Genomic DNA, 12586 nt, shown 5'->3' with positions numbered 1-12586 from the left:
GCATCCATGAAGAAAGTTTAGACGCGAGTTGCATTTCAAGGATCGGCCAGAAGTAGCAGATCGAGAATCATCCTCTGGCCGATGTGCCAAAGATCTTCTGCCCGATACAGTTTGCTCATGATCGGCTTCAATACCTTTGAGCACATCTTTGTTCTGGTTCTGCCCAAGATGTTCGCCGTCAGACGCGAGCTTGCAGATGTTCTTGCATTTGCCGTTGGAGTAAACCTGCTGTGGCTCAGTTTGGAAGAGGAACATCAGGATCAGCCGGATATAAACAAACCGCTTTCTTTCCGCGCATGCCAAAAACTTCTTGGAATTAACAAAGGACTTCACAAATGAAATGTCTTTCGCGAGCAGGTGCCGCTTGCCTGCTTACCCTCTTGTTCTCATTTTCCTTTGGCTGCGGGTCCAGTCGCGACATCTCCGCGCGTGTCGCACACTGGCGCACTGATCTAGACACCCCTGCTCTCGCCCTTGCAGTTGTAGACAGCGAAGGAACCCTCAAGTTTGGAACTTCGGGAAGCCGTATAGCGAACGGCACGGAGAGAGTTACAGACAAGGATCTTTGGTTTATCGGTTCAAGTTCCAAGACAATGACTGCGACACTTGCTGCACTCCTGGTACAAGATGGAAAGATCAGCTGGAATACCACAGTTGGAGAAATTTTCTCGGATCTACCCGACATCCTGCCCGAGTACAAAAAAGTCACACTTACAGATCTGCTTTCCCACCGGAGCGGTCTTCCGGGATTTGACACGCCCGAACAGGCTGCCACGGTGCCTACACATTTCGAAGGGGATTTGCTGCATCAGAGAATCAATTTGGCGAACTGGATGCTTCAGCAAACTCCCGTTAATACTCCGAAGACGACCGTTGTGTACTCCAATCTCGGATACTTCGTTGCCGCCGTCATATTGGAAAGGGTCAGCGGACAAACGTGGGAAGAGAACTTAAGAACTCGCCTACTAAAGCCATTGGGCCTAACAGTAAAGTTTGGCTTGCCTGGCACCGGCGCATCGAATGCACCTTGGGGGCATACCTGGATTGATAACAAATGGAAGAGCATCGATCCGAATGATTCGGCAAGTGAGATTCCTCCGGTGGCCAATCCAATCGGGAATGTAAGTATGAACCTGGCCGATTACGCAAAATGGGCGCAGATCAATCTTGCCGGACTTCGTGGAAAAGATAATCCGACCTTGAAATCTGAAACCATAAAGAAGCTGCACACCGTCATCGATGGTTCTTCAGATGGTTCGGGACAGGCCCTGGCTTGGTACAAAAACACACTGGACAATCATGTCCTCAGCAGTGCTCTTGGATCAGACGGGACATTCTATGGAACTATCTTGCTTGATCCACAGCGTAACCGGGGAGTAGTTATCCTCACCAATGGGACTAAGGGTACCCTGGATCCGGACCCCGTTCTCGACGGAATCATTGATCTTGCAGAAAAGCAGTTGAAAGAGTAACCATCATCCCTCACTCCTCTGAGTTCAGCTGCTCGGGGGAATGAGGTTTCTACATCCCGGTGGGTGAAGCATCGCAAGTGAGAGCACAAATGTCTGTGGTCTAGCCTACTGATGCGGCATTGTGTCAGGGCTGGCCTTCAGGCCAGCCGCGGCAATTCTGATAACTGTGGATAGACATTCTCGGTAACAAATGTAGAAGGAGACAGGGCTGCGCGAACATTTGCAAGACACTGCTTGAGTAGTCTTGGAGGTGAGGAAGCAATGACAGAACGCGTGAACATGTATAGGTTCAATGCATCTATACCTTTCGGCAACATTGGTTACCGAGAATATTCCATACCCAAGGAAGACAGCTTTCGGCAGCCCTGACAGAGAACAAAAGCCAATTCGTCTTTGGGATTCTGGTTATGCTTAAGACTTTCTGCAATTACCAGCTCGGAGATGTAGAAACTCCATTCCTCCGAGTTCAGCTACTCGGAGGAATGAAGTTCAAGGCTGAAATTTGTTCTAACTTCTCCAATGCAGCGTCACAGGACCAGGGATTGGATGCTGGAAGATTTCCCCACTCTCTGACGCCTTTAAACGTTGCTGCTTCAGAGCAAAATACCATTTCGCCGGGCGGTCGGCATCGTCGATCAGCATCAGGCTGGGATTGTACTTCAGGCCTTCGGCCTGCTGAATCATTGTTACCTGATCCTGCCGTACAAAGCGTGCACCAAAGAACTTCGCAATCGTCGTTACTAACGGGACGCTGTAAAAGACATTCCACGCGGCACACACATCAATGCGACAGCTATTGGGAGTCACAGGCGTAACCGTCGTCAAGCTCGCAAACCACTTCTTGCCGCAACGAATGGTTTCGTAACGACGATTCGGCAAAACAAAGTCAATCGTTGTTGTAATTGGCTCGCCGTAAACGCCCAGGAGTTTGTACGGCGCGCTATTTCCTGACGGCGCATGCGCGGACATGCGGAATCCCTGCGGAATGGGCTCAAAATTCTTTTGTTTTTCGTGAATGCTCTTCCGTGTACGCCACCACCACGCCTGATGAACAAAAGGGCCGTGAGCCGGGTCCATAAGTCCGATAATGCCATGATCTACGTTGCAGGGAAGGTCCGCAGTCAAGTGGGCGCTGCGATAGCGATCTCCAAACTTCGGAACCTCCGGAACAGGTGGCAATGTACGGTCTTCGTGCAACCGTCCACTCCCCGGTTCGGGCAGATAGACCCAGGCATAGCCATCCCGTTCTTCGCACGGAAAAGCGGTTGCGTAGATCCGTTTGGGGTCGAGGGTGTCATGGCTTGTTAACGAAGGAATCTCCGTACACTGACCACTCACGGGCTCGAAGGCCCAGCCATGATACTTGCAGGTAACTTCCCGACCGTTGAACCACCCACAAGAAAGAGGAATTCCACGATGAGGGCAGCTGTCGCGCATGGCAAAAATCTTGCCGTCTGCGCGACGTCCCAAGACCAGTGGGAGGCCCAACAACATGGCCTTTACAAGCTTGTTTGGCTTTAATTGCTCTGAACGAAGGGCAGGATACCAATCGTCGAATATCAACTCCGCGCTAGGTCCAAGGGGTGAACTGGCGTTAGTGGACATGAATGAATGATAGCGAAAGTCTAGTCGGCAATGAACAAATCAGCTAACAAAGCGGGCATCTAGATGTGAAGCTTGCTCGGCCTTCTCACCGGTTGACCGCTTTAGCTGCATTTGCTCATCTTGCCGTCTTTTAGCGCAAACACCTCGCCGCGCCACGTTACGCTATTGTCGGCAAAGCTCCACACCCAAAGAGCTAAAGCAACCATATCGCGGGGAAGCAAAAGCCACATGTCGCGCAGAACCTGATAATCGCGGACCACCAGGGCCCCGGTCATCACGGCCAAACTCATTCTTGCCAGGAAGGCCAGGCTAAAAAGCCAGATGCTCACCGGACTTAGCCCGGAAGCGATGACATTCAGTACTGCCCAAGGCAGGCCGAAAGTAAACGCCATTCCAACGTAGCCCCATTTGCGGGAATCCCGAATGGCACGACTCCACCGAAGCTGATGTTGCCAGAACGCTGAGAACCTATAGTCAGGAATCGAGGTCTCGACGACTTCACTGCTCAGGGCAACTTCGAAGCCGGCCCGGGCGATCCTTACGCCAAGCTCGTAATCGTCTGCCAGATATTCCACCAACGGACTTATGCCACCGATAGCCTTCAATGCCTCCGGCGAAACAGCGAGTGTCGAACCGAGTCCAAAACTAATCTGACCTTCAAGTGCACGGGCCGTCAAAACTCCACCGATAAAGTCGGTAGCAATACCCAGCGCTTCCATCTTGGAACCGATACTCCCGTGAGCTCTTCCCCGGTAGAGACATGTCACCATTCCTACGGCTTTCTCTTTGCGATGTGGAGCCTGGAACTGGGCCATTACCCGGCGAAGATAATAGGGAGAAACTTTAATGTCGCTGTCGTTGATCAGAATGTGTCCGAAACGGGCATGAGGCAAGGTCTGCATAAGGTTGCTTACTTTGCCATTTGGTCCCAGACTTTGCGGGCACAAGATGAGCTGAATCGGAAGATCCGGAAATTCTTTCTGCAACTGCTCGATTGCCGGTACCGCAGGATCGTCAAGACTATTGACGCCGAAGATGAGTTCGTACTCCCCTGGATAATCCTGATGGCAATGGCTCACCAGGCTTGCATACATCCCCGGATCCATACCCTTCATCGGCTTCAAGATACTTACCGGAGGATAAGATTCCGGCAACGCTCTCCAACGAGTACGTTGAAAGGACCAGGCAGACCAGAAGGCTACCAGGTAGTAGCCAATACCTGCCGCCGTCAGTGTAGCCGTTACTAGTGCTATGGCAGTCGCAAACATGAACAGTAAGGACAGTGTACGGTGTTTTCACCTTTTTGTGATTCCCGTACAACGATCCTCAGCTATTCATAGCGCAGCGCTTCAATAGGATCTAGATTCGCGGCCTTCCATGCCGGATAGATACCAAAGATCAACCCGATTGAACATGCCACGACAAAAGAAACTACAACCCAGACAGGCGATAGAGCTGCATGCAGGAATGCCACCGCGAAGTGCAGAATTAGGGTAAGCAACGATCCGATCAGAATCCCAAGCACACCGCCAACGGCACAGAGGGTCATTGCCTCAAGGGTGAACTGCAACAGAATGCCTCTTTTGGTAGCACCAATAGCCTTGCGGACGCCGATCTCACGCGTTCGTTCCGTGACTGAGACCAGCATAATGTTCATGACACCAACACCGCCTACCATCAGACCTACAGAAGAAACTGCAACCATAAACAGGAAGAGTCCTCCGGTAAGCTGATTCCAAAGACGGCTCAGGGAGTCAGGGCCAAAGATTGCGAAGTTGTCTTCCTGATCTACGCGAACTTTGCGACGATGGCGGAGAAGTTCGCGAATCTCGTCCTCCACGAGAGATTTGTTCTTTGGATCGTCATACTTCACCGTGATCCAGAAATCTTTAATCTCCGGGTGGAGTTTGCGGAAGGTCTCAAGAGGGAAATAGGCAGAATTATCTTGGGTATTCCTGCCTCCGCCAAATGGCTGTGGTTGCTTATCCAAAACTCCAATGACAGTGAAGACATCTCCCTCGCACTGGATTTCCTTCCCGAGAGGAGACTCGTTGACGAACAGATCTTCAGCCGCATCATGGCCGAGGACAACGACATTGGCACGACGGGTTTCTTCATCCTCGTTCCACATGCGACCTTCGAGGACCTCAAAACCGCCCACCTCTTTCACATCCGTCGTATCGCCACCAAGAATTGTGTTTTGTATCTTGCGGTTACCGTATTTGATGGAAACGGAACCAATACCAAGCTGAAAATTCTGATATTGCAAGCCAGGATCTACGGCTACGACATGCGGCAAGTTTCGCATGGCGAGCCCGTCTTCATAGGTCAGCTGCTTGCGATTCAGCTCCTCGGTTGTCGGCCTGTGCCCGAAGGGTTCAAAGCGGAAGATCCATAGATTGTTCGTACCCAAAGAACGAACAAAGGTATCGATATTGCTATTCAAGCCATTGATCGCCGACGAGATGAGGATGACCGTGCAGATACCGATGCAGATACCGAGAACGGTGAGGAACGAACGTAGCTTGTTGGTCCGTAGCGTGTCCAGCGCCATCCAGACTGCTTCTTTGGAGTCACGTAGTCTCATGGTCTAGAGCTCCGATCTCAAGGCTAGGATAGGATCGAGCTGCGCGGCTCTACGCGCCGGATACACTCCGAAAAAGATGCCCACACTGCCGGCGACAAAGAGACCTAGTAAAACAGACCAGATTTTGACCTCCGATGGGAAGTTGACAAGGATTGTAATCACCTTTGCTACAGTGATACCTCCAACAATCCCAATCAGACCACCGACCAATGCCATCGTGGCCGACTCAATCAAAAACTGCAGCAATATGTCTTTGCGGCGAGCGCCCAGCGCTTTACGAACACCAATCTCGCGTGTTCGTTCGGTCACCGAAACCAACATGATGTTCATGATGACGATTCCGCCCACGATAAGCGAAATCGCGGCAATAGCCACCACTACAGCGCCAAAACTATTCAATATCTGGCCTAGAAAATTCTGAAAGGTCGCGCTGGTGTCGATGGAGAACGCATCGGGAGTCCCTGGAGCCAGATGCCGACGGCTACGCATAATAGTCCGTAACTCATCGGAAACACGGTCGAGTACTTCCCCACTACCGCCGGCATTTACATAAACCACCATGCTTTTGTTCGAGCCGTAAGAATGCAGAAAGGCGGTAAGCGGAATCGCCACCCAATTATCTCGACTCGATCCCAGAGCTTTGCCCTGGCGTTCACCAATGCCTATTACGGTATAAGGAGATCCATCGACGCGAATTTCCCTGCCTAAGGGGTCTCCTTCTCCTAGAAGTTTATCCACGACATCGTAGCCCACGATGGCAACATGGGTGCTGTGCTTGTCTTCGGATTCGGTAAAGCCTCTTCCCTCAACAATGTTGAGGTTAGAAATAGGAGGCATTGTCCAGGTCCAGCCACGAATATCCGTATCTGTGCTGGATTTGGTTCCATAAACAATCTTGCCGGTCGTGTTGCGCAGTGCCCCCACCGAAAAACAAGACTTACACTCGTCCACAATGGCGCTGTAGTCGTCGATGGTGACATCTTTTCTCTTCTGGAAAGAAAGATATTCATCGATGGTCATGAAGGTTTGGGGCATTTTGCTGACCGTAACCACCGACGCGCCATAGGTGTTGATCTTGGTCGTTACGAACTGCTTGGCTCCATTGACCAGGGTCACGACCATGATTACGGACGCGACACTGATCACCACTCCCAGCAGAGTGAGAATCGTCCGCATCTTATTTGCCCACAACGATTGCAGCGCGATCTTGATGGCCTCTTGATAGTTCATGAAAACTTAGCTCAAAGAATTTTGTGCTTCGACCGTACCCAGTAATACTCTCAAAGAATCTGTCCATCGCACAGATTCCAGCTCGAAAAAGCTTCAGAACTCCCGGTGAAACCTACTCAGGATGTGAAAAATCGTCCTACTCGTATCGCAAAGCTTCAATAGGATCCAGGTTAGCTGCCTTCCAAGCCGGGTAAATTCCAAACAGAAGTCCTATCGCGCAGGAAACAGAGAACCCTATTAACACCCATACTGGAGAAACGGTTGCCGGAAGGAAAGACACAACGAGCCGAACGATTAAGGTCAGCAGACTGCCGACAAGTACCCCGATGAGACCACCTATGGCGCAGAGTGTGACGGCTTCGACCGTGAACTGCATCATAATGTTGGTCTTTGTCGCACCGATTGCCTTACGCACGCCTATCTCCCTGGTTCGCTCCGTCACGGAGACCAGCATGATATTCATTACGCCGACTCCACCGACCATTAGGCCCACGCTGGAAACTGCCACCATGAAAGCGGCTAAGCCTCCGGTAAGTTGTCCCCACAAACGTCCCACCGCATCGGGGCTGAAGATCGCGAAATTGTCGTCCGCTTCCAGCCGAACTTTACGGCGAATCCGCAGCAGTTCCCTAACTTCATCTTCAACAAGGGCTCGGTACTTAGGATCGTCATACTTTACGCTGATCCAGTAGTCCCGCACCTCCGGATGCAGCTTACGAAAGGTCCCGATAGGGAAAAATGCTGTATTATCACCAGGATTTTTGCCGCTCCCAAAGGGCTGCTTACGTTTCGCCAAAATACCGATCACCGTAAATAGATTGCCGCCTATGGTGACATCTTTCCCTACACCGGATTCCTGCCCGAATAGTTCGTCTGCCGTATCGTGGCCCAGCACCACTACATTGGCGCGGCTTTCTGCCTCCGCGTCTGTATAAAACCGGCCTTCCTGCAAGTCCAGATCATTCACATCCTTCACCGCTGCGGTGTTCCCGGTCAGAATTGTGCTCTGTACTTTATGGCCGTTATATTTCACATCAACATTGCCGACACCAAACTGCTTGACATATCGCTGTGCCACGTCTACCGCAACCACATGCGGAAGTTTCCGCATGGCAATCCCATCATCGTAGGTCAGCTTCTTACGGGTCAGCATCTCCGAAGTAGGATCAACTCCGATCACGGGCATGTGATAGACCCAAAGGACATTGTTTCCGAGTGAACTGACCCAGTCCGCGACGCGATTATTTAACCCATTGATCACAGAAGAAATTGTGATGACAGTCGTTACCCCAATCACAATGCCCAAAATCGTCAGAGCTGAACGCAACTTGTTTGTGCGCAAGGTTTCCAGCGCCATTCGAATGGATTCTTTTGAGTCCTTGATTCGCATCTACTTTCCTTAAAGCTCTGACCGCAAGGCTACGATGGGGTCCAGACGTGCCGCTTTCCTCGCCGGATATACGCCGAAGAATATGCCTACGCTGCCGGCTACAAATAACCCCAAGAAGACAGACCATATCTGGACTGTAGTCGGAAATCCGATTACGACTGTGATCAGCTTAGCTACTCCCACCCCAGCGATGACCCCAATCATGCCGCCTACCAAAGCCATGGTTGCCGACTCAATCAAGAATTGCAGCAGAACATCTTTCTGCTTGGCCCCGAGCGCCTTACGTACGCCAATCTCACGCGTCCTCTCTGTAACCGAAACCAACATGATGTTCATGATCACGATTCCGCCTACGACCAGGGAAATCGAAGCAATCGCTACAACCACAAAGGCAAAGATCTGGCTGATACTCTTCCAAATCTCAAGAAAGGTGTCATTGGTTTCAATCTCAAAGCTATCCGGTTGTCCAGGCGCGTCGTGACGACGGCTGCGCATCAGCACTCGGACCTCGTCTTTTGCGCGCTCCATAGCGATCGTCCCGTTTTCAGCGCGAGCGTAGATCGTAATGGTGTCATGAGTCCCATAAACATGCTGATAGGTAGTTATGGGAATTGCGGCCCAATTGTCTTGGCTCTCTCCCATGGTCTTACCCTGGCGATCACCAACACCAATGATCGTGTATGGCACTCCACCGATCCTAATTTCTTTGCCTATCGGATCCTCATCCCCGATCAAGTTATCGACGATGTCGTACCCGATAATTGCCGTATGCGTTGCGTGCTCCTCATCCGTCGGGGTGAAGGTCCGCCCCATCGCAAGCGTGATGTTGTTCAAATCGGGCATCATCCAGGTATAGCCGCGGATCTCGGTGTTCGTGCTGGATTTGCCATTGAAGACCACCTTCCCGGTAGAACCGAGCAAAGCACCGGTCTGCTTGCAGAGCTTGCACGACTCTGCAATTACCTGGTAGTCCTCCATTTCGAGGCGCTTGCGCTTTTGATACCGGAAATATTCTTCAGCATTGAAGATGACGGAGGGCTGCTTCGAAACGGTGAAAACGTCAGAACCGTAGCCCGAAAGCTTTGTCGACACATAGTGATTCGCGCCGTTTACCAGCGTGATCACCATGATGACCGAAGCTACGCCCATCACCACTCCGATGAGAGTCAAAATCGAACGCAGCTTGTTCGCCCAGAGGGACTGCAGGGCTATTTTTATCGCTTCAATGAATTCCATAGCCGGGAAAAGTAGTGGCCTTGAGTTTAGCAGCACACACTTTTTCTATCGTCATCTCAAACTGGATACGCAATTCTGCGCCCTCCGGTTCCCTGATCGGGAGAGCCGAACACCGATATTGCAGCCGGATAGGTCTGAGGTCGAAACTGTTCCGGAAGAAGATTCGTCTTCAGCTTTATTGCACCATTTCTTGAGCAGTAATTGTCCCAATGGGGAGGAACCCGCGTGCCGGACAAATCCATTTCAAGCCATAATCCTTCGCCAACGTCTCGACGGGATTTTCTGAGGAGCTCTCTTTACAGTGCCGGTGCGACTGGTCTTCTGACACTTCCAGCTCCTGCCTTATTTGCCCTAACAGGAGATCCGATAGCAACCACTACCTACGGACGTATCCGGGGAACGGTCAACAGCGGGATCAATGTGTTTAAGGGAATTCCCTACGGAGCAGACACGGCCCAGAGACGCTTTCAAGCGCCACTGCCACCGGCTCCCTGGACCGGAATACGAGATGCTGTCGAGTTTGGCCCCAGAGCGCCGCAAAGAGGTGGCAATCACGCCTCCTCTGCAGCCTCAAGCAGCGGGTACCATCTTCCTCCTGATCTTGGAGAAATGAGCGAAGACTGTCTGCACCTGAATGTATGGACTCCCGCACTGCGAGATGGAGGAAAGCGCCCTGTTTTGGTCTATATCCATGGCGGCGCTTATAACAACGGCACAGTGAATTGCGTTCTCTACGACGGAATAAGACTGTGCCGTCGCGGTGATGTTGTCGTCGTCACCGTGAATCATCGATTGAATGCTTTTGGCTATCTCTATCTCGCCGAATTGGGTGGAGAAGAGTTCGCTGACTCCGGCAATGCCGGGATGCTCGACCTTGTTCTGGCACTGGAGTGGGTTCGGGAAAACATTGCGGAATTTGGTGGAGATCCGAAGCGTGTACTGATCTTCGGCCAGTCCGGAGGCGGCGCTAAATGTGCAACGCTGATGGCAATGCCCAAGGCTCATGGACTTTTTCATCGCGTCATCACCATGAGCGGACAACAAATCACTGCCTCTCGTCCGGAAGCCGCAACAGAACGAGCAAGGAAAGTACTTGCAGCACTGGGAATACCTCCAAATCGTGTGAGCGAAATCCGCAAAATCCCGATGGAAAAATTAATGCAGGCATCTTCCGCGGCCAACTATTTCGGGCCTGTACGCGATGGTCGATCTTTGCCCCGAGATCCCTTCGACCCCGATGCCCCTTCCCTCTCGGCAAATATTCCGATGATTCTGGGCAATACGCATGACGAAACGCGAACGCTTATTGGAGGCAGTGATCCTGCTCTATTTGCCCTCACCTGGGAGACGCTATCTGAAAATTTGAAACGCCATTCTCAATTTTTTGGGAGCCTGGATCTGAAGACCCTCATAGATAGGTACCGGCAACTGTATCCGAGCTACTCCGCCAGCGACGTCTTCTTTGCAGCAACGACTGCTTTTCGCTCCTGGCGTGGACAAGTCATAGAGGCAGACAGACGTGCAGCTCAGCCGCAAGGTTCAGCCCCGACCTACGTTTACGAACTGGATTGGAAGACACCCATCGATGACGGTAAATGGAAGGCACCCCATACTCTGGATATTCCTCTGGCCTTCGATAATGTCTCCGTCGCTCCTCTGATGTGTGGCACGGGCGCGGATGCACAGAAAATGGCAGATGTAATGAGCGAAACCTGGATTGCCTTTGCACAAACCGGCAACCCTAATCATCCACATCTCCCCACCTGGAAGCCTTTTGATCTGACAAGCCGTTCGACAATGATCTTCGATAGAGAAACAAAACTGATGAATGATCCACGAGGAGAAGAACGGAGATTTGCGGGGCAGGTTCCCTACACTCAGCCCGGAACCTACTAGAGCAGATCCCGGGCCTGAACTTTATATTCAGAAATAAGGGCTACCCAAGCTGCATGCCAATGGCTCGCGCACGGTTCAGCGTACGTTCAGAGAGCTTCGGCTTTGCCTCTGAGGAGACCAGGCCTACCCACATTTTTGCTACAGGCTTTGCACCCAACATCTTTGCAGTGTTCTTCAAAGCGCGCGGTGCCCCGGTGGCAAGAGGCTGCAAAAATCCCGGCATCGCAGAACAAGAGATGAGAACTGCTTTATGAACCAGCTTCTTGGAACGAGGAGCCGGCGCCGGCTTTCCCCACGGCCAATAGCAATAGACAACCAACCGTTCAAGGAAACGGCGGAAGATCGCCGTAACATTCCAGCAATTAACCGGTGCCGCTAAAACCACACTATCGGCGGATTCTATTTCGGTCAGAATCGAGCCCATCTCGTCTTTCATTGAGCATTGGCCACGCTGCTCGCCAGGTTGCTGTGTGCACTCCCTACAATTCCGGCAAAACTCAATCTGTGAATCCAACAGATAGATTTTCCTAGTTTCGACGCCCTTACCCTTGGCCCCGTCAAGCACAGCATCCACTACGGAATCGGTGGCTCCGCCTTTCCGATAGCTGCCTACAATTGCTACAACCTTCTTCGCCATATTGTTGACTCACTTACGCTGACTTATCACAGCGCACTGTTTGTTTCAGAATGCACAACCGCACAAACGTTTCTGCATTCTAGGAATGAGCGGCTTAACCATTCTGTGCCCTGAAACACATTGTGCGACAGAAAGAGATAGCTGCAACTCTTATACCTTGACTATCGACAATACGAGATGTAGATAATCAAGGTATGGGAAAACCAAGCGACCTAGTTCAAGGAACTCTCGATCTCCTTATTTTAAAAACGCTCTCGCTGGAGCCAAAGCATGGCTGGGCGATTGCCAAGCGTATCCAACAGGTTTCGGGGGAAGTTCTGCAGGTGCAACAGGGCTCACTTTATCCCGCACTGCACCGGCTGGAACAACAGGGATGGATTAAAGCCAAATGGGATGAGAGTGAAACAGGCCGTCAGGCAAAGTTTTATTCACTCACCGCTGCGGGACGGAAACAGTTGGATTCCGAGACAGCCAATTGGAACCGGCTGTCACAAGCGATCAACTTAATCGTTCAAGAAGGATAGGTGAGACTC

11 protein-coding genes are annotated in these 12586 nt (G+C 51.5%); 4 read left to right on the top strand and 7 right to left on the bottom strand.

Features of this window, described 5'->3' with window-relative positions:
• Positions 1-81 precede the first annotated feature (81 nt).
• Both AC6I7T_RS16680 and AC6I7T_RS16675 read left to right on the top strand, forming a co-directional pair.
• Positions 82-339: a hypothetical protein gene (locus AC6I7T_RS16680; RefSeq protein WP_497788459.1), complete on the top strand. Its 258-nt coding sequence runs from the start codon at positions 82-84 to the stop codon at positions 337-339.
• The gene (locus AC6I7T_RS16675; protein WP_497788458.1) at positions 336-1472 is read left to right on the top strand and encodes a serine hydrolase domain-containing protein; all 1137 of its coding nucleotides are present in this window, start codon (positions 336-338) and stop codon (positions 1470-1472) included. The genes AC6I7T_RS16680 and AC6I7T_RS16675 overlap by 4 nt, the downstream gene beginning before the upstream one ends.
• A gap of 507 nt (positions 1473-1979) precedes the next feature.
• Here the strand turns inward: AC6I7T_RS16675 and AC6I7T_RS16670 are convergent.
• The 6 genes from AC6I7T_RS16670 to AC6I7T_RS16645 all read right to left on the bottom strand — a co-directional run bounded on the left by AC6I7T_RS16670 (position 1980) and on the right by AC6I7T_RS16645 (position 9556).
• Positions 1980-3077 carry a Rieske 2Fe-2S domain-containing protein gene (locus AC6I7T_RS16670; RefSeq protein ID WP_497788456.1) on the bottom strand — a complete coding sequence of 366 codons (1098 nt, stop codon included), beginning with the start codon at positions 3075-3077 and terminating at the stop codon, positions 1980-1982.
• A gap of 101 nt (positions 3078-3178) precedes the next feature.
• Positions 3179-4345, bottom strand: coding sequence for a bacteriohopanetetrol glucosamine biosynthesis glycosyltransferase HpnI (gene hpnI, locus AC6I7T_RS16665; RefSeq protein WP_497788455.1), 1167 nt, complete (start codon positions 4343-4345; stop codon positions 3179-3181).
• Between the two features lie 62 nt (positions 4346-4407).
• Positions 4408-5664, bottom strand: a complete 1257-nt coding sequence (locus AC6I7T_RS16660) for an ABC transporter permease (RefSeq protein WP_497788454.1) — start codon at positions 5662-5664, stop codon at positions 4408-4410.
• A gap of 3 nt (positions 5665-5667) precedes the next feature.
• Entirely contained in the window at positions 5668-6894 is a 1227-nt protein-coding gene (locus tag AC6I7T_RS16655) for an ABC transporter permease (protein ID WP_497788453.1), read from the bottom strand.
• A gap of 136 nt (positions 6895-7030) precedes the next feature.
• Positions 7031-8284: an ABC transporter permease gene (locus AC6I7T_RS16650; protein WP_497788451.1), complete on the bottom strand. Its 1254-nt coding sequence runs from the start codon at positions 8282-8284 to the stop codon at positions 7031-7033.
• Between the two features lie 9 nt (positions 8285-8293).
• Entirely contained in the window at positions 8294-9556 is a 1263-nt protein-coding gene (locus AC6I7T_RS16645) for an ABC transporter permease (protein WP_497788450.1), read from the bottom strand.
• Between the two features lie 189 nt (positions 9557-9745).
• Between AC6I7T_RS16645 and AC6I7T_RS16640 the strand changes: the two genes are divergently transcribed.
• The gene (locus AC6I7T_RS16640; protein WP_497788448.1) at positions 9746-11416 is read left to right on the top strand and encodes a carboxylesterase/lipase family protein; all 1671 of its coding nucleotides are present in this window, start codon (positions 9746-9748) and stop codon (positions 11414-11416) included.
• 40 nt (positions 11417-11456) lie between these two features.
• Here AC6I7T_RS16640 and AC6I7T_RS16635 read toward each other — a convergent pair whose 3' ends face one another.
• Positions 11457-12053: a flavodoxin family protein gene (locus tag AC6I7T_RS16635; RefSeq protein WP_497788447.1), complete on the bottom strand. Its 597-nt coding sequence runs from the start codon at positions 12051-12053 to the stop codon at positions 11457-11459.
• 194 nt (positions 12054-12247) lie between these two features.
• Here AC6I7T_RS16635 and AC6I7T_RS16630 point away from each other — a divergent pair, with 194 nt between their 5' ends.
• On the top strand, positions 12248-12577 hold the full coding sequence (locus tag AC6I7T_RS16630) for a PadR family transcriptional regulator (RefSeq protein ID WP_497788445.1): 330 nt from the start codon (positions 12248-12250) through the stop codon (positions 12575-12577).
• Positions 12578-12586 lie beyond the last annotated feature (9 nt).

It is taken from the genome of Humiphilus diazotrophicus (assembly GCF_059726315.1).
Note: the sequence above shows the minus strand (reverse complement) of the source record. Positions and strands in the feature narration are given on the sequence as shown.

Coding starts and splice junctions, on each gene's coding strand:
- AC6I7T_RS16680 (WP_497788459.1), top strand. CDS start 82: ATGTGCCAAAGATCTTCTGCCCGATACAGTTTGCTCATGATCGGCTTC.
- AC6I7T_RS16675 (WP_497788458.1), top strand. CDS start 336: ATGAAATGTCTTTCGCGAGCAGGTGCCGCTTGCCTGCTTACCCTCTTG.
- AC6I7T_RS16670 (WP_497788456.1), bottom strand. CDS start 3,077: ATGTCCACTAACGCCAGTTCACCCCTTGGACCTAGCGCGGAGTTGATA.
- hpnI (WP_497788455.1), bottom strand. CDS start 4,345: ATGTTTGCGACTGCCATAGCACTAGTAACGGCTACACTGACGGCGGCA.
- AC6I7T_RS16660 (WP_497788454.1), bottom strand. CDS start 5,664: ATGAGACTACGTGACTCCAAAGAAGCAGTCTGGATGGCGCTGGACACG.
- AC6I7T_RS16655 (WP_497788453.1), bottom strand. CDS start 6,894: ATGAACTATCAAGAGGCCATCAAGATCGCGCTGCAATCGTTGTGGGCA.
- AC6I7T_RS16650 (WP_497788451.1), bottom strand. CDS start 8,284: ATGCGAATCAAGGACTCAAAAGAATCCATTCGAATGGCGCTGGAAACC.
- AC6I7T_RS16635 (WP_497788447.1), bottom strand. CDS start 12,053: ATGGCGAAGAAGGTTGTAGCAATTGTAGGCAGCTATCGGAAAGGCGGA.
- AC6I7T_RS16630 (WP_497788445.1), top strand. CDS start 12,248: ATGGGAAAACCAAGCGACCTAGTTCAAGGAACTCTCGATCTCCTTATT.